We start from the raw sequence: 23994 nt of genomic DNA on the forward strand, positions 1-23994 counted from the left end.
CCTGTAAAGGCAGGGCGCCTCAGGGCTGCCAGGTCGTCTTCTCGCCACTGAGCTTGCGGTCCAGGAACGTCGCCGCGCTGATCAACGCCAGATGGCTCAACGCCTGGGGTGTATTGCCCAGGTGGCGGGCCTGGCTGTCGAACTCTTCGGCATACAGGCCCAGCGGGTTGGCGTAGCGCAGCAGTTGTTCGAATTCCAGGTGGGCCTTCTCCACTTGCCCGGCGCGGGCCAGGCATTCGACGTACCAGAACGAGCAGGCGGCGAATGCGCCTTCGGTGCCTTGCAAGCCGTCGATCGCGTTGTCGTCGTTGCGGTAGCGGTAGACCATCCCGTCGCGCACCAGGCTTTTCTGGATCGCCTGCAACGTGCTCAGCCAGCGCGGGTCGGTGGCGGCGACAAAACGCACCAGCGGCATCAGCAGCATCGAACCGTCCAGGGCGGTGCTGCCGATGTGCTGCACAAAATGCCCGCGTTCTTCGTTCCAGAAGTTGCTCCAGATATCGGCATAGATCGCCTGGCGGGTCTGGTCCCAACGTGCAAACGGCGCCGGCAACGAGCGCTTGGAGGCCAGGCGGATCGCACGGTCCAGGGCCACCCAGCACATCAGCCGCGAATGCAGGAAGTGATGCTGCTCGCCGCGCATTTCCCAGATGCCCACGTCTTTGCGGTTCCAGATTTCACACACCTGGTCAGCGACTTCCACCGTGTGTTTCCAGCCCTCGTGGGAGATGGCTTCGCCGTACTTGTTGACCAGGTACACCGCGTCCATCAACTCGCCATAAATATCCAGCTGGACCTGGTCGACCGCGCCATTGCCGATGCGCACCGGCTTGGCGCCGCCGTGGCCGCTGAGGTGCTCCAGCGTGGTTTCGGGCAGCTCCTGGCGGCCGTCGATGCCGTACAGGATATTGATCTTGGTCGGCTGGCCACAGCAGTCGCTGACCCGGCCCTTGAGCCAGCGCATATAGGCGTTGGCCTCGTCGACAAAGCCCAGGCGCATAAAGGCGTAGACGGTAAACGAGGCGTCGCGGATCCAGGTGTAGCGGTAGTCCCAGTTGCGTTCGCCCGCAGGCGTTTCCGGCAAGCCGAAGGTGGCGGCGGCGATGATTGCGCCGTGTTTGCGCGAGGTCAGCAGCTTGAGGGCCAGGGCCGAGCGGTTGACCATTTCGCGCCAGCGCCCGCGGTAGTTCGACTGCGCGATCCAGCCGCGCCAGAACTTCAAGGTGTGGGCCAGGGCCAGGTCGGTGCAGACACTCGCCACACGCTCATCGTCCTGGCCGCCGAGTACGAACTCGGCGCCTTCTTCCTGATCCAGGGTGAAGCGGGCCACGGCGGCGTTATCTTCGATCTGCAACGGATGGCTGCCGCACAGGCGCATGCCCGGCTGGCCATCGGCGTTGAAACAGATGCTGGCGTTATCCAGGCTCGCCTCGGTGGTGGCGCGCGCGTAGTCATGGCGCACGGCGCAGCGCAGATGGAGGGTGGCCGTGCCGCTGACCACGCGTACGCGGCGAATCAGCAGGGGCAAGTCGTCGATTTCTTCGCTGATGACCAGCAGGTCGGTGATTTCCACCACGGCTTCATCGCTGAGCCAACGGGTTTGCAGCACATTGGTGTCGGGCAGGTAGATCTGTTCGCGGCGGGCGTTGGGCAGGTCCGGGGTGAGTTGGAACGTGCCGGCATCGGGGGTGTCCAGCAGTGAGCAGAAGATCGACGGGCTGTCGAACTCCGGCCAGCAGAAGAAATCGATGCTGCCTTTATCGTTCACCAGCGCCGCGCTGCGCATATCGCCGATGATGCCGTGGGCATCGATGGCGCTTTGTGGTTCGTTTTTCAAATCAACCATTGTCACGAAACTCCGGGTAAAGGCTCATGCCGCCATCAATGAAGAGGGTGCTGCCGACCACGTAATCCGAGGCGTCACTGGCCAGCCATACCACGGCGTTGGCCACGTCCTCCACATCGCCGACCCGGCCATAGGGGATCAACTTGAGCAGCTCCTGTTCCGCCGCGCCTTCGGTGGCGGCACGGTTGATCGCCGTACGAATCGCCCCCGGCGCAATGCCGTTGATACGGATGCGCTGTTCACTGACCTCCTGGGCGAGGGTGCGCATCAGCATCTCAACGCCGCCCTTGGACGCCGCGTAATTCACATGCCCGGCCCAGGGGATCAACTGGTGCACCGAGCTCATGTGGATGATTTTGCCGGCGGCGCGGGATACGCCTTCACGGATGCCCTGGCGCTTGAAGAGGCGTACCGCCGCCCGGGCACAGAGGAACTGGCCGGTGAGGTTGACGCCGATCACGGCGTTCCAGTCGTCGAGGGTCATGTCGACCACGGCGGCGTCCTTCTGCATGCCGGAGTTGGCCACCAGGATGTCCAGATGGCCGAACGCGTCGAGGGTCTTTGCGAACAGGCGTTCCACATCGGCTTCTTTCGACACGTCGGCGCCGATGGCAATCGCCTGGCCGCCCTCGGCGTTGATCTGCTCTGCCAACGCCTCGGCGGGCGCGGCCTGGCTGTTGTAATTGAGCACCACCGCAGCGCCGGCTTGCGCCAGGGCCCTGACCGCACCGGCGCCGATACCGGAACTGGCGCCCGTTACCAGCGCCACTTGTTGCTCCAACGAGATATGCATTGCCCACCCGACCTTGAATTCGTGAGTTCAAGTAGCTGACTGACGGCGCATAACGGAAGTTCAGCCGTGTGAAATTAGCGACTACAACCATGGTGGAAAATGGAATAACAGAAGAATAAAAAATAACCATAAGATACTAAAAAACCGCTAAAAAGCGTTTGACAGGGTTTTTTGCCCCGTGTCTTATAAGCACACCTCAACCCGCTCCGCTGGTAGTTCGGAAGTCATGCGGAGTCACCTATAAGAGATGCCTATGTGTTCATCGGCAGCTATAGGGGAACTACCAGAGCAGGGAGCTACGACGTTGCCTAAGTTAGTTATTTTCGATTGCGACGGTGTACTCGTCCAAAGCGAAGAGATCACCCTGTCTGTATTGATCGGCATGCTTAATGCACACGTACAGGACGGCAAGACACTGGATAGTGCGTATTTCATTGAGCACTTTCGTGGAAGAAAGATTGCCGATTGTCTGCGCGAAGCAGAACAGTTAATGGGTATTTGTTTGACTCCTCAGTTTGAAGAGGACTTCCGAGTTCGAGCGCTGGAAGCATTGACGCTTAATGTGAAAGCGACTGATGGGGTACTTGACGTATTGGAAGTGCTGGGAATTCCCTATTGCGTAGCCTCGAGTGCGCCGCGCAATAAGATCGAACAGTGTTTACGCCTTGTGGGGTTGTTGCCTTATTTCGAAGGGCGAATATTCAGTTGTTATGAATTGGGGCGTTGGAAGCCTGATCCGCTGGTGTTTTTAACAGCGTGTGAAACTTACAACGTCGAACCCTGTGATGCGCTGGTGATTGAAGACAGTGTCACAGGGATTCAAGCCGCCGTGGCAGCCACTATAAAAGTCCTGGGTTTTGGTCCGTTGTCTCGACATCGAATATTGGCCGAAGCCGGCGCGTTACCTTTTGCCGATATGCGTGAGTTACCGACCCTCATTGATCACGTTACTCAAGGAGCAAGTGTTGTGGGCACACTGGGTTATATAGAGCGACTTAAACGTAATGATCCCTGTTCGGAAGTGTGGTGGGATTCGTCGCCCGTGGTGTACGCACCGTATAAACAGCATTTGTTGGACAAGTACCCGGCAGCCGCCGCCCATATCGAACAGTTGATGCCGCAGGATCTCTCCCAGCCCTGGGGCTTCAGCAGTGTGACCACCAACCCCCGGCTGGTGACGGCGACGATCCTCGACAAGAAAGAGTACTGGTCGTCGCGTTTTAATCTGGCCAGCCTGTCTCCCGGCGAATTGCGCAAGCAACTCTACAACGAAGTGATTGCAGAGGGCGCTTCGACGCTCAAGCCGCTGTGGGTGCAATCGGCCCAGGCCGACGGCTGGATATGCGCCCAAGTCGACCCGTCGGATGTGCGGTGCAGCGAACGCATGACCGCACGAGGCCTGGAGCTGCATCGCCTGGCCGCGAATGTGATGGTCAAAGTGCCGGGCAGCCTGGAGGGTTTCGCGACGATCGAACACCTGGTGGCCCAAGGCGTTTCGGTCAATATCACGTTCTGCTTCACCGTTTCGCAATTCCATGCCGGTATACAGGCAATAGAGCGGGGCATCGCCTGCGCCCGCCGCAATGGCGTCGACACCGGCTGTTGCAAGTATGTGATCACCTTTATGATCGGGCGTTTTTCCTGCCAGCCCGAGTTCGCCTTGCAGGCCGCCGAGCGTGGCCTGGCGCTGGGCCCGGAGGACATGCGCTGGGCCGAGCTGATGATTTACCAGCAGATCCAGGCCCTGGTCGCGGCCTCGAAGGTGCCGGTCAAGACCCTGCTTTCCAGTATCAAGGTCGACGTTGACGAACGTGGCCACAAGCACTGCTGGCACCTGGAAAAGACCGGGCTGACCACCACGTGCTACACGCTGACGCCGGAGGTGGTGGAGTTTCTGATCGAGCGTGAAAGCCACGGCAAACCGGTGGCACCCGCCTGTGAACCCCAGCAGGCGCCGGCTGAGACGTTCGCCCGGCTCATCCGCATTCCGTACTTCTGCGAAGCCTATTTCATCGACAGCATCGAGCCCTACGACTTTGGCAATCATGAGGCGTTTATCAACGCCTGCAACGAAGCCAACAGTGCGCATCGGCGCCTGACCGACTACTGCGTGCGCCTGTGCCCGGTGACGAAGCCTTTCGCACGCTCGCTCAACGCCATCCTGGCCGCTGAATACGGGGTGCTGGCATGAACAAGATGGTCGGGTTGTGGGCGCACCCGCGTTCCCGTTCCACGGTGTTGGAGCGTGTGTTTATCGAACGAGGGGATTTTGAGGTTTTCCACGAGCCGTTTGCCCATATGGCATTTTCCGCAGATTCAATGATTCCTTCGGATGAATGGGACCACAGTTTGCCCACCACGTATCAAGGTATAAAAGAGCAACTGCTCAAGGCCCGGGAAAGTACCAATGTCTTTCACAAAGACATGTGTTACCACTGCCTGGATGACTTGAAAGTTGACCGGGACTTCCTGGCGCAACAACACAATGTTTTTATTATTCGCGAGCCCGCCAGCAGCATTATTTCCCATCACCGGGTACACCCCGATATGCCCGTGCAGGCCATCGGGCATAAAGCCTTGTACGAGATATTTTGTGTGGTCACCAAACTCATCGGAAAAGTGCCTTATGTGATTAATGCCGATGACCTCGCCGCCGAGCCGGAGCGTGTCATTCGTAAACTGTGTGACTACTTGCAGATTGAATTTTTGCCCCATGCCATGACATGGAAACGTGAATGTCCACGACAGTGGAAAACCTGGAGAAGTTGGCATGTGGCGGCGGAGAACAGTGAACGCATTGCTCTGCCGGATAAACCTGCTATCGATATGGATACTTTCGATCAGTCGCCAAAATTAAAAGCCTTTTACGAATACCACCGACCCTTCTACGCACGCATGAATGAATTTTGCCAATAAGGATTGTTGTATGAAAAAGTTGATTGTCACCGGTGCGGCCAATGGGATCGGCCGGGCTACTGTGGAAAAGGCTATCCAGGCAGGTTATTTCGTTATCGGTGCCGACAAGGATGCCGAAGGCCTGCGTGCGTTACAGCGCACTTACACGGCGGATGTATTGGAAACCCATGTCGCGGACTTTTCGGATAATGCGCTGATCAAGGGTTTTATCCCTGCGCTGTACGAGCGCCACGCAACTATTCATGCATTAATCAATAACGCCGGTATTTACCACGGCAAAAGCATCTACGCCTATTCCGATGCCGAAGTGGACGAAATCCTGACTGTGAACCTCAAGGCCTTGGTCTATCTCTCCAAAGACTTCGCCGAACGGGAGATGAAACACGAGGCGCCGCGCAGCATCGTCAATATCGCCTCGGTGGCGGGCGAAGTGGGCAGCTGTGATGCCTTGTACGGCGCCACCAAGGCGGCGGTGATCGGCCTGACCAAAGCCAATGCCTGGAATTTTGCGCCGTTCGTGCGGGTTAACGCAGTGTCGCCGGCGCTGATCCACGACACCGCCATCTACGACACCATCCCTGAATACCGCCGCGCCGAGTACGCGCGCCAGGAAATCCTCAAGGAACCGATCCTGCCCGGCGGCGTCGCCGAGGTCATTTTGCTGGTGATCAGCGATGCCATGCGGCATGTCACCGGCAAGGTCATTCCGGTAGACAACGGAGCCTACCCACGATGAGCCCGTCAGCCTCCAAGAAGAAACTGCTGCTGGTGGGCGCAGGCAACCTATGCCTGCAGATCCTGAAGATTCTCGGGCCGAAAAATGCCTTTGAATTCGTGGTGCTGGGGCGCAATGAAGACGCGACCGTGCGGCTATGCAACCTGGTGGCCCTGTCGTGTGCGCAGTTGGGGCACTGCATCACGATCAAGCCGGTGATCGCCGACCTCACCGATATCGACCGGGTCACCCAGGTGCTGCGTGCAGAGGCGCCGGACCTGGTGGTGAACTGCGCGTCGTTGCAGTCGTGGCGGGTGATCACCGGGTTGCCCAGGCTCTCGTTCGAGCAACTCGACCAGGCGCAGTTCGGCCCCTGGCTGCCCATGCACCTGACGCTGATGCATCACTTGATGCAGGCGGTGAAAGCCTCCGGTATCGCGGCCAGGACGGTCAACGCGGCCTTTCCCGATGCGGTCAACCCGATCCTGGCCAGGGTCGGGCTGGCGCCGGATATTGGCGTGGGCAATGTCGCCAACCTGATCCCGGCGCTGCGATTTTCCATCGCGCGGCTGCTGGAGTGTGCGCCTGCCGATGTGCAGGTGTGCCTGTATGCCCAGCACTATTTCAGCCACTACGTGCCGCGCGGCGGCTTGCCCCCGCGTGCCAGTTACCGCTTGTTGCATGAGGTGCGCGACCGCCCGGCTGCGGCCTACCTGCCGGCCGAAGCGATTTTTTCCACGGTTAAATCCGAGTTCCGCCGCCTGGGCGGTATCGATGGGCAGTTCCTCACGGCGTGCTCGGCCGTCACCGTGATCGAAGGGTTGTTTTCGCCCACGCCGGTGCTGGTGCACGCGCCCGGCCCGCTGGGGTTGCCGGGCGGCTATCCGGTGTGGCTGCAGGAGGGGCAGATCAAGGTGCAGTTCAGCGCCGACTGCCCCCAGGACGAAGCGGTGCGTATCAACACCATCTGCCAGAGCCAGGATGGCATCGATGAAATTCATTGCGATGGCTCGGTCACCTATAACCCGCAATGCATGGCCGTGATGCAGGCGATGCTGGGGTACTCGAAGAAAACCATGTCCATCGAACAGTCCGCCGAGTTTGCCCACGAGCTGTCGAGCAAATACCTGTCTTTCAAACATTCAACCTGGTAGGTGTGTGATGAATCGGATGTCGGTGCACAAGCGCGGCGAAGTCGCCAGTTACGCCACGCAATACTCGAAAAAATTCGTCGAACGCTGGGATGACTTGATCGATTGGGACAAAAGAAAGGCGGGGGAGAACGGGTTCTTTGAAAACCTGCTGAAGCAGCACGGCGTGAAGTCGGTGATCGACGTCTCCACGGGCAGTGGTTTTCATGCGGTCCAGCTTAAGCAGGCGGGGTTCGATGTCGTCGCCACGGACGGCAGCAGCACGATGTTGACCAAGGCCCGGGAGAATTTTCGGCAACGCGGGTTGGCGATCGAATCGCACTACCGGGATTGGCAGGCCCTCGATCCCGCCGAACTGGGGCGCTTCGATGCTGTGGTGTGCCTGGGCAGTTCGCTGTGCCATGTGTTTGCAGCCCATGAACGGCTGGAGGTGCTGGAGAAATTCAGGGCATTGCTCAATCCGGGCGGCTTGCTGATTGTGGATCAACGTAACTTCTTTGCCATTCGCGCAGGCAAGTTCAAATCCAGCGGTCATTACTATTACTGCGGCACGCAGGCATCCGTCGGCCTGGGGCAGGTGGATGAACACGTGTGTGAGTTCATCTACTCGTTCGATAACGCCGAGCAGTATCGGTTGCAGGTCTATCCGCTGTTGCCGGGCGAGTTGAAGGGGGAGGTGCTCAAGTCCGGATTTTGCGCCCATGAGAGTTACGGGGATTTCCAGCGTGACTACGACATGATGAATTGTGATTTTGTCATCCACACGGCACGCGCCGTTTAAGGAGTACCTGATGAGCACACTGGTACACAGTAGCGCGCGCCCGTTGGACAGCGTCGTGCTGGCGGTGGTGTTGACCGGGTTCGTGGCCAGTACCTACGGGTTTGGCGTCTACCTGTTCGCCAACCTGGTGGTGGACATGCGCCGCGACATCGGTTTCGACTACACCACGGTGGGCCTGATCACCGGCGGTGCGCAGATCGGCTTCCTGCTGTTTTCATCGGTCACCAGTTACATCAGTCGTTTTTTCGAAGGCTGGAAGATCAGCCTGGTGTCGACGCTGATGACCTCCCTGGCGCTGTTGGGGCTGAGTGTCAGCAACAGTATCTGGCTGTCCGGGGCGCTGTTGATTTTGCTCGGCGGCTGCTCGGCCTCGGTGTACATCCCGTTGGCGGAGATTGTCACCAAGGGTTTCAGCCCGGGTAATCGCTCGCGGGTCATGGGGCTGATTTCCAGCGGCACCAGCTACGGCGTGTTCATCAATGGCTTGCTGGTGTCGTTCCTTACCCTGCAGGGTGGCTGGCGCTCGATCTGGCTCACCGCGGGCCTGATCTCGGTGGCCCTGTGCGTGGTGGCCTGGTTTCTGCTGCGCAACCTGGTGGCGGACAAGGACGCCGGTTTTTCCGGGCCGCGTTCGACGGCGTTCGAGAGTCATGCACCTTGGTTGAGTCGCTCGCTGTACCTGACCTGGGCCATTGCGTTTTTGAATGGGATGGCGCTGTTGCCGTTCCAGACTTACCTGGCTCCGTTCCTGCGGGACGAGTTGGGGGTGTCGGTACAGGACGCCGGGTTTGTCTGGACCACCATTGGCGCGGTGGGCATGGCCTCGGGCTTTCTGGTGGGGTGGATCGCCGACAAGGTGGGCGTCAGGGCGTCGCTGGCCATGTGTTTTTTGAGTGCGGGGCTGGCCGCCACCCTGGTGTTCAGTTTCAACAGCCTCCCGCTGTTCTACCTGGCGGCATTTTTGTTTGCGCTGGCGTTCTACCCCATCTTCGGGCTTGTCCCCAGCTACATCGGGCAAATCGTGCCGGTCAGCCGACTGACCCAGGCATTCGGCATTGCCAATGTGCTGATCGGCCTGGGGGGTGTGTGCGGTAACTTCCTGGGCGGTTTTTCCAAGGACCTGACCGGCTCGTTCGCGACCGTCTACTGGGTGGTTGCGCTGTTGCTGTTCGTGCAATGCGTGATGGTATTCCTGTTGGGTAAACCGCCTGTGGCGGTGACGGAGGGTGAGCGGCCATGAGTCATTTTGCGGAACGTCCAGAACGGAATCTGCATGCGTTTGCGTTCAGCCATCTCGTCGCGGAACGCTCGCGTATGGGGCAAAAGCCCTTGGTCATCTGGATGACGGGCATCTCGGCGGCCGGCAAGTCGACGATTGCCGATGCGCTGGACAGGGCCTTGCAGGCACAGGGGCGCTTGACCTGCATCATTGACGGCGACTCGGTGCGCGGCGGCCTGTGCCGCGACCTGGGTTTTACCGACAGCGACCGCGATGAAAATATCCGGCGGGTCGCCGAAGTGGCGCGCTTGATGCTGGACGCAGGGCTGGTGGTGATCGTGGCGCTGATCTCACCGTCGGCGGCCAGCCGGCATTACGCGCGCGCCATTGTCGGCAATGAGCATTTTGTCGAGGTACATGTGGATGCGCCGCTGGAAACGGCGGAGCAACGTGACCCTAAGGGCTTGTACAAAAAAGCCCGCCTGGGGTTGATCCAACACTTCACCGGGATTGATTCGGACTACGACGTGCCGATCTTTCCGGAAGTGCACGTGGACACCCAGGCGCTGTCTGTCGAACAGTCTGTCGCGACTATTCTCGATTGGATGGCCCGCAACGACGAGCGCACATAGCCGCTGGTCTTTGCGCCGCGGTGGCGGTGCCTGCACCTTCGGAAAACAAGGTAATCTGCGCCATCGCAGGCATACCGCGTTTTTTCAGGAGCAGGCATGACGCATTTCACCGGCACTGCAAAATCCATCCGCCTGATCGGCGGGGCCCAGGTGTTGGACTTCATCAATACCACCAACGGCCGCCGCCCTGGGTCGCCGCTCAAAGTCATGGAAGAGCGGCTTACCAGTTTTCAGTTTTTCTTTGAATGGGCGCTGCACGCCTCGTTGATCTCCACCCAGGAGTTCGCTGAATACAAGGCCATGGTGTTTGAGTCGCCTATTTCCTACCAGCCGGATCTGGACGCCATCATTGCGTTCCGCGAATGCCTGTATGCCGTGTTTTACCCGTTGTCCTTGCGCCAGGCTGCGGCCGATGACGCCTTGCAGCAGATCAACCTGAATTTCCAGCAAGGCACCGCCTGGCGGGTGCTGCGCATGGTTGATGGGACACCGGCCTGGGCGTGGAAAACCTGCACCTCTGCTCAGGAACTGAGTGCAATGTTGATCGGGCGCCTGGCGATCGAGGCCACGCAGTTGCTGGTGTCCGGTGATCTTCGCGTGCTGAAGTGCTGCACGGCCACCGACTGTGATTGGCTATTCCTGGATATCTCCAAGAACAAACTGCGCAAATGGTGCCAGATGAGCGTGTGCGGCAGCCGGGAGAAATTGAGTCGCCTTAAACAGGCGCTTTAGTTTCCAGGCAGTGGCGCGGTCGACGGGTAGCAATTGCTCCACTTAATAGGAAGCATTACTATTCACGCCCCGCCTCCCCAGTGCTCCCGCGATGATCCCTCAGCCGCCCCGCAGAACAGGCTTTTTCGAGCACTACGAAGAGTTGATCGGCACCTGGACACGCCGCCTGAGAAACCGTCAGCAGGCCGAGGACCTGGCCCATGACACCTTTGTGAGAGTGCTGGAGACAACCGCCTCCCAGGTAGAGCAACCGCGCGCTTATCTGCATCAAACTGCGCGAAATATCGCCGTGGACGCCTACCGACGCGAAGACCGGCGGGAAGCCATGGCGTTGGAAGCCTTTGATCAGAGCCAGCCCCACGGCGGTGACCCGGAGCATTTCATGCACGCGATCCAGCTCGCGGACTCCATCGAGCGGGCATTGGCCGAGTTGCCGCTCAACTGCCGCAGGATCTTTATCTGGCAGAAGATCGAGGGCCTGACCCAGCAGGAGATCGCCGAGCGCCTGGGCTTGTCCAAGAACATGGTGGAAAAGTATATGATCCGCACCCTGCGGCATTTGCGTGACCGCCTGGATGCGATCGCCCCATGACACACGCTCGCTCTGAAACAGGACCTTCCATGATGGATAACCGTGCCCGCGACGAAGCCGCGCAATGGTTTGTACGCCTGCAAGACGCTGGGTTGGACGCCACCGAGCGCGAGCGTTTCGATGTGTGGCGCAATGAAAAGCCCGAGCACCAATATGAATTCGATGTGCTGCAAGGCCTGTGGGGCGCCGCCGACCTGGTGCCCAAGGCCCGCTTGCAGGCGTTGGGCGAGGCGCCGGCCGAGCGTCCAAAACGTCGTGGCGTGTTGCGTTACGCCGTCGCCGCCAGTGTGGTCGCCGTGGCCTTGGGGCTCGGCTTGTTCAGCGGCCTTGATCATCCGAAGCCCTACCGGGCCGATTTCAGCACGCGCCTGGGTGAGCATCGCCAGGTGGCATTGCCCGACGGCTCGATGATGGATTTGAACAGCCGCAGTGTTGTCTCGGTGCACTACGAAAAAGGCCGCCGCAGTATTGAACTCAAGCAGGGCGAGGCCATGTTCAATGTCGAGCATGACAGCAGCCGTCCCTTTGTGGTCGCCGCCGGTGCAGGGCAGGTGACGGTCACCGGCACGCGCTTTGATGTGCGTCGCGATGATGACCAGACCCGTGTGGTGGTCGAGGCCGGTACGGTGAAGGTGCAAGGGCGCTCACCGAACGAGGGGGTGACGCTGACGGCGGGGCTGGGAACCCATATCAATGACCAAGGCTTGGTGGCAGCGTCCTACGCAGTGAATGCCGAGGAACTGACGGCCTGGCGCAGCGGCAAACTGGTGTTCAACAACGCATCCCTGGGTGAAGTCGCCCGTGAGGTGTCGCGTTATCGCGAGCGCCCGTTGCGCGTCAGCACACCCGCCGTTGGCAACCTGCGACTGACCAGTGTGTTCAAGGCCAATGACACCGATGCCTTGCTCAAGGCCTTGCCCCATATCCTGCCCGTGGCCCTGAGGACCCTGCCGGATGGCAGCCAGGAAATTATTTCACGCTGAGATTCAGGTTTTTTCCGAGTTCTTCGTCTTCTCCTGCAGCTGCAACTGGTTTGCATTAACAGCCGCATACTCTTGCGATTACAGGACTGGGGTCGACGTGAAAAAATGTGCCGTTCACAACAATAAAATCTCCCGCTGGGCGCCGCTTGCCCTTGCGCTTGCTGTCAGTGCCGCAGTGCCGGCGGCCTATGCTGGCGACGCTATCCATATCCAGGCCCAACCCCTGGGGAGCGCGCTGAGCCAACTGGGGCAGCAGACGTCCCTGCAAGTGTTTTTCAGCCCCGACCTGGTCGCCGGCAAGCAGGCCCCGGCAGTAGATGGCAACCTGTCGGCGGAACAGGCCCTGCGCCAATTGCTGCAAGGCAGTGGCCTGGACTATCAGATCGACGCCGGTTCCGTGACCCTGCGCCCGCTCGGCAGCGGCGCCGGTGACGCCGGTTCGCCCCTGGAACTGAGTGCCACCGACATCAGGGTGGTCGGCGACTGGCTTGGGGATGCCGATGCCGAAGTGGTGCAGAACCACCCGGGCGCGCGTACGGTGATTCGCCGCGAAGCCATGGTGGAGCAGGGCGCGATGAATGTCGGTGATGTGCTGCGTCGTATGCCTGGGGTCCAGGTGCAGGAATCCAACGGCACAGGTGGCAGCGATATTTCCCTCAATGTCGGCGTACGCGGGCTGACATCACGTCTGTCGCCACGCTCCACCGTGCTGATCGACGGGGTGCCGGCGGCATTCGCGCCCTATGGCCAGCCACAACTGTCGATGGCGCCGATTTCCGCCGGCAACCTGGACAGCATCGACGTGGTACGCGGCGCCGGTTCCGTGCGTTATGGGCCACAGAACGTCGGTGGCGTGATCAACTTCGTGACCCGCGCGATCCCCGAGAAATTCTCCGGTGAAGTCGGCACCACCCTGCAAACTTCCGCCCATGGTGGCTGGAAGCACATCGAGAGCGCTTTTATCGGCGGCACTGCCGAAAACGGCATCGGCGCTGCGCTGTTGTACTCCGGAGTGAATGGCAACGGTTACCGCAACAGCAACAACGGCAACGACATCGACGACGTGATCTTCAAGACCCACTGGGCGCCGACCGACCAGGACGACTTCTCGCTGAACTTCCATTACTACGATGCCAGCGCCGACATGCCCGGCGGGCTGACCCAGAAACAGTTCGATGCCAACCCGTACCAGTCGGTGCGCGATTGGGACAATTTCAGCGGGCGTCGCAAGGACGTGTCCTTCAAGTACAACCGGCAAATCGACGACCGGACCCAGGCCGAAGTGCTGACTTATTATTCCGACAGTTTCCGCGGCAGTAACATCGCTAACCGCGACCTCGCGACCCTCGGGTCCTACCCGCGCACCTACTACACCTTCGGCATCGAGCCGCGGGTATCCCATGTATTCGACGTGGGCCCCAGCACCCAGGAAGTCAGCGTCGGTTACCGCTACCTCAAGGAAGGCATGCATGAGCAGGCCACCAGTCTGAACCTGATCAACAACGTGCCGACGTCGGGTGGCCGCAGCGATGGTCACGTCTACCAGGATCGCACCGGTGGCACCGAGGCCAACGCCTTCTATGTGGACAACAAGATCGATATCGGCAAGTGGACCGTCACCCCGGGCATCCGTTTTGAAGACATCCGCACCGAATGGCACGACCGTCCGGTCATCCCCCTTACGGGGCCCCGCACCCAGGAAAAACGCCGCGAGGTCCATAGCCAGGAACCGCTGCCGGCCCTGAGCGTGATGTACCACCTTTCCGATGCGTGGAAATTGTTCGCCAACTACGAAACCTCCTTCGGCAGCCTGCAGTACTTCCAACTCGGACAAGGCGGCAGCGGCGACCAGACCGCCAGCGGCCTGAACCCGGAAAAAGCCAAGACCTATGAGGTCGGTACGCGCTACAGCGACAGTGTGTGGGGCGGGGAACTCACGTATTTCTACATCGACTTCTCGGATGAGCTGCAATACGTCAGCAATGCCGTGGGCTGGACCAACCTTGGCGCCACCAAGCACACCGGCATCGAAGCGTCGGCCCACTATGACTTGTCGAACCTGGACCCTCGCCTGGACGGCCTGACCGCCAACGCCGGCTTCACCTACACCAAGGCTACCGCCGAAGGTGACGTACCGTTCAAAGGACGCGACCTGCCACTGTATTCCCGGGAAGTGGCAACCCTGGGCCTGCGCTACGACGTCAACCACTGGACCCACAACCTGGATGTGTACGCCCAGTCCGGACAGCGTGCACCGGGTACCACCAGCACCTACATTACCCAGGGCAGCGCCGATGGGCAGTACGGTGATATCCCGGGCTATGTCTCGGTCAACGTGCGCAGTGGCTACGACTTTGGCGAACAACTGTCGAACCTGAAGCTGGGGGTGGGGGTGAAAAACGTCTTTGACCAGCAGCACTACACCCGCTCCAGCGACAACAATGCCGGGCTGTACCTGGGCGAGCCGCGTACGTTTTTTGTACAGGCCAGCGTCGGGTTCTGACCTTTATCGGTTTGGAAAAGTCGCAGTCTTGCAAGAGGCTGCGATCGTTTGTCCTGTTTCTTACATCCTCGCAGTGCATATTGCGGCTGGTTCAGGAACCGTTTCCGACAGAAGTGCCACACATGGGAAAGCTAAAGGGCTTCGACGTTGCGTTGGAGCGGCAAGCTGAAGATCGCGCCCACTGTAATGGAGAAAACTATGTCGGTATTGGTGTCCGATACACAGGCCTCGACCTCATCAACTTCTGACCTTTTGCAGGCCACTTCCAGGCCTGAGGTCAAAGCCCCTCGGCCAGCGACTGCCCCCAACGGCCAAGCGGCTGCAAACGTCAGCTTCCTGCCTCGGGAAAACCAGAGGGGGCCCGTGTTCGGCGCGCCCTCTTCGCAGGCCCCCCGTCAGAGTGCTGCTGACAACGTGATGCGTCACTCCAGCGAGCCGGCCAGGCAGGGCCTGATGGATACGGTCAGACACTGGGTGAGCCCTTGGTTTGCCTGGCATCGCCCACAACCAGGTCCTGGCTACTGCAATCCGCCACCACGCCCCGATCCTACCGTGGGTAAGCCGTATCCGCCCGCGCCGGGCTGGCCTGATCCGACGTACTCGCTGAAAAGCAATGACGAGTTGGCGCAACAGTTACGTGACAATTTCAATGCCTTCAGGGACCGCAGCAACCCTGGGTATGTCAGCGTTGACAGTATCTATGGGATGGCGAAAAAAACCTGGTCTCCCAATCCGGTCACGAACGCGAACATTCGCCTGGCCAACGAGTTGCTGCGACGTCCGGAACTGATGAGCGCCCTGGACCGGCACTCCTCCACCGGTGCATTGGATGGCCTGATCGACCGGCAAAATGTGAACATCGTGGTCAAGGGGGAAAACTACTTCAAGTACAAGACCGACAAGGAAATGGCCGGTGAAATGCTTGAGCATTTCGACGAGTTGAAACGTAATCCCTGGGACCGGGAGCTGAGCTTCAACCACCTGAGGAGCCTGGCGGCCCAGGAGCAGACAGGCGATTCGCCCATGGATCATCTGATCCAGCTGTCCCAGGAGATACTCAAGCGCAGTGACGTGTTGAGGAAAATGGACAATCTCGCCGGTCGTGATAATGACGGCCGGATCAGCTGGCAAGCGCTTTACCTGCTTTCCCGCTGACCGTCCGCCAGGCGCCGCCGCTGAATGACGGTGCCTGGCTCAATTTTGTCAGGAACTGTTTACGCCGACTGACCAAGTAGTTCATAGGCACCGGCCTTGATCAAACCGGTCGGCTTTCAGATTCCGTATGGAGAGCTAGCAAATGACGTCAAGCTCGTTTCACCCGCCCCAGCCCAGCTGTCATGAGCTCTTTCGCAATACGGATGATGGCGATCCGACTGTGCCCACGGGTGCCATCGTTGCGCAAGAGCCCCCGGCCCTGGCCGATGTGCATGCTGTCGAAGCCAGGCGCATGAGGGCTTTCGCCGGTCAGTGCCAATTCCAGGCGCCGGTCGAGGAAGACTTTTCCCGGGGCATGCTCGCGACCGGACAGATGGCGAGTGACGACGCCAAGCCCCCCAGATATTCCAGGCTGATCAATAGCCTGACGACCTGGTTGCGTCGGTAAGGGTGGGAATCACCGTACCTTCTGGTCGTTGTTTACATGCTGTCATTGGTATTCATCGGTTGTCCGGAACTGTTGTGTTTGTCCAACCACACATGGGGTGCTTGCCGGTGGAATCCATTCGCTGATTCCGTCTGGGGGTGGTGATCACCGGAAACGCGTTGGAGAAAACCCATGACGATCGAGGGTGCACCCCCTCATGGTCTGCCCTTGGCACTGGATGAGCCGGCTTTACGGTCTACAGTGCCAGCGCCGCTCACGCCCTCTGAAACCTGACAGGGGGCTGTTCCTGCGCGCCTCGACGGCGTGTCGCGGTTGCCTCTGGTGCTGCGCGGAACAATGTCGGTGCTGCGCCAGCGAGCGCTGCAGAACCTGCCCGCTGCTACGCGCGTGAACCTCGCCCAGCCCGGCGTAACGTCCACCGACAGCCAACTGGCGTTGGGCCTGGAAAAAGATTTTGGCAGGCTGTACCCCTTCCTGAACGACGGGCGTTTGACCTGCTCGTCATTGCAGCGTGTTGCAGACGAACGTATGGGGAAAAGCGAGGAGTTGGACCGGACGATTCAAGTGGTCAGCGAGATTCTCAAGCGCCCGCGGTTGAGCGATGCAATTTTGAGCCGCGACGGCGATATCACCCCGGACAGTCTCAGGGCGGCAGCCCAAACGCTACAGGGGAACAGCTCGCCAAGTGTGTTCAGCCAGGACCCGTTCCATGCCCAGAGCAATACCCAGGTGGTGCTGGCCCTGCAGGGCCAGTTCGAACAATTGAGGGATAAATCGCAGGACCGGACGTTCTTCTTTGAACAACACCAGTACGTTGAAATCGCCATGCTCAAGGCCGTCATGCAGGACCCGCATGCCGTTGATCAAGAGGGTGCGCCTGTGCTGGATCCTTCCTCCGGCATGCCTCGGCCCAGGTACAGCGAGCTCTGTGTCTACACGGCGAAGAACATTCTTGAGCGGCCTGGTCTGCTGCCTTCGCTGATACGTGCGAACGGCACACGATTGTTTGGTCTGCCGCAAAAAGACGGCTGGCTCAGTAACAAAAGCCTCGAGCGTTGGCTGGAACAGGACAAGGCCCGCAAAGCGCGCTGATGTGCGGGGGTCATACCTTGAGGACCTTGCCGCTCAGGGACACACCGGCGAGCAGCACTGCGATCAGCACAAAGGCACTGCTCAGGCTGCTGCCATGGGCAATGAAGCCAATCACTGCGGGGCCGGCAAGAATCCCGGCATACCCCAAGGTCGTGATGGCAGGCACGGCAATATGTTCCGGCATCACCGTTTGCTTGCCGACGGCGGTGTACAGCACCGGTACGATATTCGAACAACCGGCACCTACCAGCGCATACCCCAGCAATGCGGTTTCCCAGGCTGGCAATAACGTTGCCAGCAACATGCCAGCAGTGGCCAGTGCACCACCGATCACAATCACACGGGTCGCGCCCAGGCGCCGCACGATGGCATCGCCGGTCAGGCGCCCGGCAGTCATGGTCAGGGCGAAGGCTGCGTAACCCAGGCCGGCGTAAGCTTCGTCCAGACCGCGTTCGGCACTGAGGAACACGGCGCTCCAATCCAGTACGGCGCCTTCTGCCAAAAACACGATAAAGCACAGACAGCCGATGAACAGTACTACGCCGTGGGGGATCGCAAATGCCGGACCCGAACTTTCACTGCCGTAGGGCAACAAATGGGGCCCGGCCTTGAGCAGCGCCAGTGCCATGATGACGATCACCACCAGGGTCGCCTGCAGAGGTGACAGACCCAACCCCAGCAGCCCGGCAACCCCGGCCGCGCCGACGATCCCTCCCAGGCTGAACAAGCCGTGGAAGCCCGACATCATGGTTTTGCCACTGGCGCGCTCAACAATCACCGCTTGCAGGTTCACCGTGGAGTCCACCGTGCCAAGGCCCGCGCCAAACAGGAACAATCCGGCGATGAGTAACGGAATCGAGCTGACCGTGGCCAGCATGGGCAAGGCCAGGCATATCATGATCGTGCCGGCGCTCAGCACGCGTCGGCAGCCATAACGAGACGCCAGCGCACCGGCGGCCGGCATGGCGATGATAGACCCCACCCCCAGGCATAACAGAAGCAGGCCCAGAGTGCCTTCACTCAGTTCGGCGCGTGCTTTGGCGTATGGCACCAACGGCGCCCAGGCAGCAATGCCGAAGCCGGCGATGAAAAATGCGATACGGGTCGACATTTGTTCCAGCCGCCCGGGAACCACGGGTGCTGAGGTGGGGATGGCAGTCATGAAAAAATCCTTGGTTTTGCGTTCAGCGAACGATGTCCGGCGCGACATCCTTGCACATCAGGCCTTGGGGGGCGAGCCGGGTTCCCCCCGAGATCAGCGGCGATGAGTTTTTTTGCAATTCTGGAACGCCATGGGCGTTGGCAACCACACACGGAGTGTCTTTGCGGAAGGCGTTCTGGAAGGTGTGTAATCCCTGTGGGAGCTGGTGAACCCCCGGGTTTTCACGGTGGATTACCACCTTCCAGGCCGCCTCCCACACACCCTGCATTGTGTAATACGCTGCTGGTCCAACCCTATAGGCAACCGAGCGGACGCACCGATGAAGATTGCAAGGCAAGTGGCGCCATGACCCAGTTCTATGACGCACGTGGCAACATTTACGGGGTCGCCAGCCCGTCGTTCCTACGACAGCGGGGTATCGAGGTGCCCGACAGCGCGGCGCAGGCCGCGAGGACTCGCGAGGCTTGGGCTGCATCGGCCATAAGGTCTGAATGCGAGTGGGGCTCGACGCCGCGCCCGGCCAATGCCAAGGCCCACCGCTGCGATGGCTTGCTGGTGGGCCCGTTCCAGGCCGAGCCGCCGTTTGACCTGTTGATCGTGAACACCGACGGCTCCCTGGCCGAGCGCAGTGGCAATGGGTTGACGATTTTTGCCCAGGCGCTTACTGACCAGGGCTTGATGACCGAGGCCTGTGATTTGCGCGTGCATCATGACCAGCCTGACGGGGTGTCGCCGTTGGTGACTCGGGTCGAACCTGCCGTCTATGAGCACCGCTCTGGATTCTGGCTGGCATTGGGGTTGCCCGGGTTCGGGCCGTCGGCCGTGGGTGCTCAGGGGGTTGAGCAGGTGTTCCAAGGCGACATTGAACTGAGCCATGTGAAGGCGTTGGCGGCAATCAACCCACAGTGGGCGCACAGTCAGTTTGTGCGTGTGGGCAATCCTCATTGTGTGACCCTGGTCGAACACATGTCAGCCTTGCCGGACAATCTGCAGATGCAACAGCCAGCGCTGTTCGAACCGTTGCAGGCGATTGCCTTCGCCCCCCCCGGCAGGAAGCGGCGAGCCATGCTTGGCCGGAGTCAATTTGCAATGGGTCGCCAGGCAATCCGGCAACCGGGTGGTTGCCCGGGTGTTCGAGCGGGGAGAGGGCCCCACGGCGTCCTCCGGCACCAGCGCCAGTGCCGTGGCCTGTGCGGCGTGGCGAGCGGGTTGGGTTGAGGGAGGTGAAGTCGCGGTGGTGATGCCGGGTGGCACTGCGCCGGTACGTTTGCACACCCAGGTCGATACGCTGCTGAGCGTCAGTCTGTTCGGGACTGCACGGCCTCGGACATGAAGTCTTTTGAGCAGTTGACGCCCTGAGTGGGTGTCAGCTGTTTCGCTATTAATTAATTGATCAGATAAAAGTTGGTGTAGGGCATTTCTTATGTTTGAGAAGTGGCTCATTGACTTGATTTATTATTTTGTAAAAGACACTTCAATCTCAGTCGTACGAAACTTCTTTTTTATTTTTTGGGGGCCGATTTTTTCCTGGAAACGCTAAGCTTCAAGGCGTTCAGGCGCTTTTCCTCGGCAACTTATTTCATGTTTGGCGGGGGAGGTATCTCAGTCCGGTAATAACTATCGATATTGGCGGGTAACAACGGATGGTTAACGCGTTTGTTTCGTCACGTTTCAAATTAATCCTTCCAGGCATAAAGACTGACTTTCAAGTACTGGCGTTCAACGGTCAGGAGGTGCTTGATCAGCCGTTTTTCATCCAGGTGCAGGTGGTCAGCGAAAACCCTTCACTGGACCTGGAGTCACTGCTCCACCAGCCTGCCTACCTGGTTTTTGGCGATGCCAATGAAGGCCTGCACGGGCAGGTTTACGCGATTGGCCGCGATGATCCCGGGCGGCGGCTCACCCGTTATCACCTGACGTTGGCGCCGCATCTCGCCTACCTTGCCCATCGACGCGACCAGCGGATTTTCCAGCAGCGCAGTGTTCCGCAGATCATCGCGGCAGTCCTCGAACACCACGGCATCCTGGCCGACCGCTATGCCTTTGAGTTGGGGCCGGTGGTCTACCCGCCGCGGACGTTCTGCGTGCAATACGCGGAAACCGACCTGCATTTCATCCAGCGGCTGTGTGAAGAGGAGGGCATTCACTACCACTTCCGTCACAGCGAGCACCAGCATGTGCTGGTGTTTGGCGACGACCAGACCGTGTTCCACCGCCTGCCTGCGCAGCGTTATTCAGCTGCCGGCGGGCCGCTGGCCGAGACACGGGTTATCCAGCGTTTCGACGTACGCCTGGCGACCCGCAGCCAGCAAACGGTGCGTCGTGATCATGACTTCGAGCATCCGTCCTTATGTCTGCAAGACAGCGCGGGTTCTGCCTCAGCGCAACCCCTTGAGGACTACCGCTACCCGGCGGGGTTTACCGGCCATGCACGGGGCGCGCGCCTGGCTCGCAGGGGGTTGGAGCGCCTTCAGATCGGCGGATATCGGGCATTGGGCAGGAGCGACCAAGCGGTGCTGCGCAGTGGGCATTTTCTTGAGCTGCACGACCATCCGGATCCGGCCTGCAATGATTTATGGTTGATCACTTCGGTCCGTCACGAGGGTTATCAACCGCAGGTGCTGGAGGATGGGACAGGTGAGGTGGATGCATTCCAGGGGTATCGCAACCGTTTCACCGCGACACCCTGGAGTGCGCCGTATCGACCCCCTCTCAAGCACCCCAAGCCGACCATCCACGGCACCCAGACCGCCACGGTGACCGGGCCTGCCGGCGAGGAGGTGCATTGCGATGCATACGGCCGGGTAAAAGTACGGTTTCACTGGGACCGACTGGACAAGAGCGATGACACAAGCAGTTGTTGGGTGCGGGTGGCATCGGGTTGGGCCGGAGACGGGTTTGGCGCAACGATGATCCCGCGGGTGGGTATGGAAGTGCTGGTGACATTCCTGGAGGGCGACCCGGACCAACCATTGATCAACGGTTGCCTGGCCAATGCGTTGCACATGCCGACCTATTCCTTGCCGCAACACAAGACCCGCAGCGTCTTGCGCAGTCGCAGCACCCCGGGCGGAGGCGGCGGCAACGAATTGCACCTGGAAGACCGCCGTGGCAAGGAGCTCATCTACCTTCGTGCCCAGCGGGACCTGGAGCAGCAGGTGGGGCATGACAGTCGCCTGGAAGTGGCCGGTGAGCGGCGTGAAATCATTCGAGGGTTAAGTACGGCGCACCTGGAAAGCGAGGAGCACCGTCACGTCACCGGTGACCGCAAGGTTGTGCTCAAGGCCAGCGATCATCTGGACGTGCAGGGCGACAGCCGGACCTATGTCGGGCAAACCCTGGTGATTGAAGCCGGGCAACAGGTGCATCTCAAGGCCGGCGCCAGCCTGGTGATCGACGCGGGCGTACAACTGAGTTTCAAGGCCGGCGGAGAGCACCTGGTGATCCAGGCAGGCGGCATTTTCAGCAGTCGGCCCATCACCCTCGGTGGAACCCCGTCCGCGACCGGGTCTGCGAACGCCCTGTTGGTTGCGCAGAGCCCGAAAATCTCCGCCACACAGGGCGCCATCATGCACTTGGCCAGGCAACTGGATGCGGACTTCTGCCCGCTATGCGAGGACTGCCGCGAAGGCCTCTGCACTGTCGGCGGGAGGGCAGCCTGATGGAAAACCTTCCAAGCCGATGGATGAGCCAACAGCAACAGGCGGGGCACAGGCTGTGCCTGATGCTTGAGGGGAATAACGCAGCGTGCCAGCCAATGTTGGCGGCACGCGGTTTTCCGGCGTACTGCCACCTCTACGCACAAACCCCACTGGCGGAAATGGCCACGGCTGGCCCCGTGATCCTGTTGCTGGATCAGGTAGGGGAGCCCGCGTTGCTCGATCTTCTGCAAGAACCAGAGATGAATTGGGGCTGGCTGGGCAGCTTGCCAGACGCGGACCTGACGGACATGTCCCGGCATTGGCGCGACCGGCTGCTGGTCGGACCGGAGAATAACCGGACGCTGTACCGCCTTCACGACAATCGTACGTTGGCGCGCGCACTGAACCATCTGGGCCTTGAACACTGGCCAGCATTCCTCGGCCCACTGATCAGTGTGTGCTACTGGCATGAAGGCAGTTGGCACTGTGGTGACAACCCTGCCCCCGGTGACTATCCGGTGCCCGAGCCAGCTCCTTGGCTGAACACGCCCAACCCGAATGCCAGCGCCATCCTGCACGCCAATATCCTGCGTTACCTGCTGGCTGAACACAGTGAAGATCTGGCGGCATTGGTTGAATTCCAAGACCCCAGGGTCTGGCTGACCCAAGTGTTGGAACAGGCTCGCAGTTGGCGATGGAGCCAGCCGGAACAGCTGGAGTTTCTGGTCGTGCGACGGCTGGAAGAGGCCACTCGCAGCAGTGGGATTCGTTGGCAGCCGACGGTTGGAGAAACACCGCAGGATCACTTTGAACGTGTTAAGCAGCAGTGGCACATGTTGGAGAACAAGGATGAGTAAGCGTGTATGGGGCGTGCTGCTTGCGCTGGCGATGGCGGGACTTTCGGGATGTGCGATGAAGCCGGTTGATCGCTTTACGTTGGAGGTGGATTTACCGGCGGAGTTTAAACTTAAAACTGCCGCCAACTATGGGCCTGCAACAGGTGAGACCTGCACCTTGCCAAGGCGCCGAGGCAAGAGGCCGGAGCGGAAGGTCTTTTTTACCGAGTACAAGCCGGTGGCGAGTCGTGCGAGTTATGAGTTGCCTCTGAGTGAGACGGTACAGGGGTGTCCGTTGGTGCTGCGAAGTGTGGATTTTGATCTTTATGCGAAGTGGGGCAAGCGGGATTCGGACGTTGGGGGGGATATAGGGGGGATTTCCATTCGGGATCTTCTGGAGGGGGATCGGCCAGGAATGCCGGAGTCGGGAGTTAAGGAGCTGTCTTGGCAGTGTCAGTGGTTGTTTCGGACTGCAGGGCGGAAGCACGTAATCATAAAGGTCCTTAAATGTGGATATTTGAGTGACAGTGGGGCGCTATCTAACACTGGTACGAGAGGTGGTTTGCTGCGAGATGAACTGGGAGGACAAAAGGTACTGATAAAAGTAGGACTCAATCCCGAAGAGCGACCTTACATGGGCGATAACTGGATTCGTTTTCCTGGTGGGTGGAAGCGTTGTCTAGGGACGGATTTTGATGATCTTTATGCGTTCTGTAACGGGAATACTACCGACTTCAAGCCCATCACAATGCCCGATGGGCGTATATGCGACATCTATCCAACTTGTACTGAATAAG

19 protein-coding genes and 2 pseudogenes are annotated in these 23994 nt (G+C 59.8%); 18 read left to right on the top strand and 3 right to left on the bottom strand.

Annotated elements, in window-relative coordinates; translation table 11 throughout:
• Positions 1–19: 19 nt before the first annotated feature.
• Positions 20–1846, bottom strand: a complete 1827-nt coding sequence (locus tag F6S08_RS15820) for a glycoside hydrolase family 15 protein (RefSeq protein ID WP_065926911.1) — start codon at positions 1844–1846, stop codon at positions 20–22.
• Positions 1839–2639 (bottom strand): glucose 1-dehydrogenase, encoded by an 801-nt coding sequence (locus tag F6S08_RS15825; RefSeq protein WP_315871866.1) that lies wholly within the window; start codon positions 2637–2639, stop codon positions 1839–1841. Before F6S08_RS15825 ends, F6S08_RS15820 begins: the two co-directional genes overlap by 8 nt.
• Positions 2640–2892: 253 nt before the next feature.
• On the opposite strand from F6S08_RS15825, the pseudogene F6S08_RS15830 reads away from it, so the two are divergent.
• From F6S08_RS15830 to F6S08_RS15895, 14 genes and pseudogenes are all read left to right on the top strand, one after another.
• Positions 2893–3483: pseudogene (locus F6S08_RS15830) on the top strand (HAD family hydrolase); the annotation flags it as partial.
• Positions 3484–3606: 123 nt separating this feature from the next.
• Positions 3607–4830, top strand: a complete 1224-nt coding sequence (locus F6S08_RS15835) for a transaldolase family protein (RefSeq protein ID WP_065947056.1) — start codon at positions 3607–3609, stop codon at positions 4828–4830.
• A complete protein-coding gene (locus tag F6S08_RS15840) occupies positions 4827–5555 on the top strand; it encodes a sulfotransferase family protein (protein ID WP_065926914.1) in 729 nt (242 codons plus the stop codon). The genes F6S08_RS15835 and F6S08_RS15840 overlap by 4 nt, the downstream gene beginning before the upstream one ends.
• A 10-nt stretch (positions 5556–5565) precedes the next feature.
• The gene (locus F6S08_RS15845) at positions 5566–6291 is read left to right on the top strand and encodes an SDR family oxidoreductase (protein WP_027603118.1); all 726 of its coding nucleotides are present in this window, start codon (positions 5566–5568) and stop codon (positions 6289–6291) included.
• A complete protein-coding gene (locus F6S08_RS15850) occupies positions 6288–7424 on the top strand; it encodes a hypothetical protein (RefSeq protein ID WP_315871867.1) in 1137 nt (378 codons plus the stop codon). Before F6S08_RS15845 ends, F6S08_RS15850 begins: the two co-directional genes overlap by 4 nt.
• Positions 7425–7431: 7 nt before the next feature.
• The gene (locus F6S08_RS15855; protein WP_315871868.1) at positions 7432–8202 is read left to right on the top strand and encodes a class I SAM-dependent methyltransferase; all 771 of its coding nucleotides are present in this window, start codon (positions 7432–7434) and stop codon (positions 8200–8202) included.
• A 10-nt stretch (positions 8203–8212) separates the two neighbouring features.
• Positions 8213–9442 (top strand): MFS transporter, encoded by a 1230-nt coding sequence (locus F6S08_RS15860; RefSeq protein ID WP_065947060.1) that lies wholly within the window; start codon positions 8213–8215, stop codon positions 9440–9442.
• Positions 9439–10053 (top strand): adenylyl-sulfate kinase, encoded by a 615-nt coding sequence (gene cysC, locus F6S08_RS15865; RefSeq protein WP_065947061.1) that lies wholly within the window; start codon positions 9439–9441, stop codon positions 10051–10053. Before F6S08_RS15860 ends, cysC begins: the two co-directional genes overlap by 4 nt.
• 96 nt (positions 10054–10149) lie before the next feature.
• Positions 10150–10785 (top strand): CGNR zinc finger domain-containing protein, encoded by a 636-nt coding sequence (locus tag F6S08_RS15870; protein ID WP_065926920.1) that lies wholly within the window; start codon positions 10150–10152, stop codon positions 10783–10785.
• 91 nt (positions 10786–10876) lie between these two features.
• Entirely contained in the window at positions 10877–11377 is a 501-nt protein-coding gene (locus F6S08_RS15875; RefSeq protein ID WP_315871869.1) for a sigma-70 family RNA polymerase sigma factor, read from the top strand.
• A 29-nt stretch (positions 11378–11406) separates the two neighbouring features.
• The gene (locus tag F6S08_RS15880; protein WP_065947062.1) at positions 11407–12360 is read left to right on the top strand and encodes a FecR family protein; all 954 of its coding nucleotides are present in this window, start codon (positions 11407–11409) and stop codon (positions 12358–12360) included.
• A gap of 97 nt (positions 12361–12457) precedes the next feature.
• Positions 12458–14863, top strand: coding sequence for a TonB-dependent siderophore receptor (locus F6S08_RS15885; RefSeq protein WP_065926923.1), 2406 nt, complete (start codon positions 12458–12460; stop codon positions 14861–14863).
• A gap of 198 nt (positions 14864–15061) precedes the next feature.
• Positions 15062–16018: a type III secretion effector protein gene (locus F6S08_RS15890; protein WP_065926924.1), complete on the top strand. Its 957-nt coding sequence runs from the start codon at positions 15062–15064 to the stop codon at positions 16016–16018.
• Between the two features lie 769 nt (positions 16019–16787).
• Positions 16788–17558, top strand: a complete 771-nt coding sequence (locus F6S08_RS15895; protein WP_315871916.1) for a type III secretion effector protein — start codon at positions 16788–16790, stop codon at positions 17556–17558.
• 10 nt (positions 17559–17568) lie between these two features.
• On the opposite strand, the gene F6S08_RS15900 is transcribed toward F6S08_RS15895, so the two are convergent.
• Complete coding sequence (locus tag F6S08_RS15900; protein ID WP_027603128.1) at positions 17569–18720, bottom strand: MFS transporter; 1152 nt, start codon at positions 18718–18720, stop codon at positions 17569–17571.
• A 345-nt stretch (positions 18721–19065) separates the two neighbouring features.
• On the opposite strand from F6S08_RS15900, the pseudogene F6S08_RS15905 reads away from it, so the two are divergent.
• From F6S08_RS15905 to F6S08_RS15920, 4 genes and pseudogenes are all read left to right on the top strand, one after another.
• Positions 19066–20053, top strand: a pseudogene (locus tag F6S08_RS15905) (diaminopimelate epimerase).
• Between the two features lie 310 nt (positions 20054–20363).
• Positions 20364–22382, top strand: a complete 2019-nt coding sequence (locus F6S08_RS15910) for a type VI secretion system tip protein VgrG (RefSeq protein WP_315871870.1) — start codon at positions 20364–20366, stop codon at positions 22380–22382.
• Entirely contained in the window at positions 22382–23218 is an 837-nt protein-coding gene (locus F6S08_RS15915; RefSeq protein WP_315871871.1) for a DUF4123 domain-containing protein, read from the top strand. The genes F6S08_RS15910 and F6S08_RS15915 overlap by 1 nt, the downstream gene beginning before the upstream one ends.
• Positions 23211–23993, top strand: a complete 783-nt coding sequence (locus F6S08_RS15920; protein WP_315871872.1) for a hypothetical protein — start codon at positions 23211–23213, stop codon at positions 23991–23993. The genes F6S08_RS15915 and F6S08_RS15920 overlap by 8 nt, the downstream gene beginning before the upstream one ends.
• Position 23994: the final 1 nt, after the last annotated feature.

The sequence above is a fragment of the Pseudomonas sp. JV449 genome (assembly GCF_032424295.1).
Taxonomy (GTDB): Bacteria; Pseudomonadota; Gammaproteobacteria; order Pseudomonadales; family Pseudomonadaceae; genus Aquipseudomonas; species Aquipseudomonas marginalis.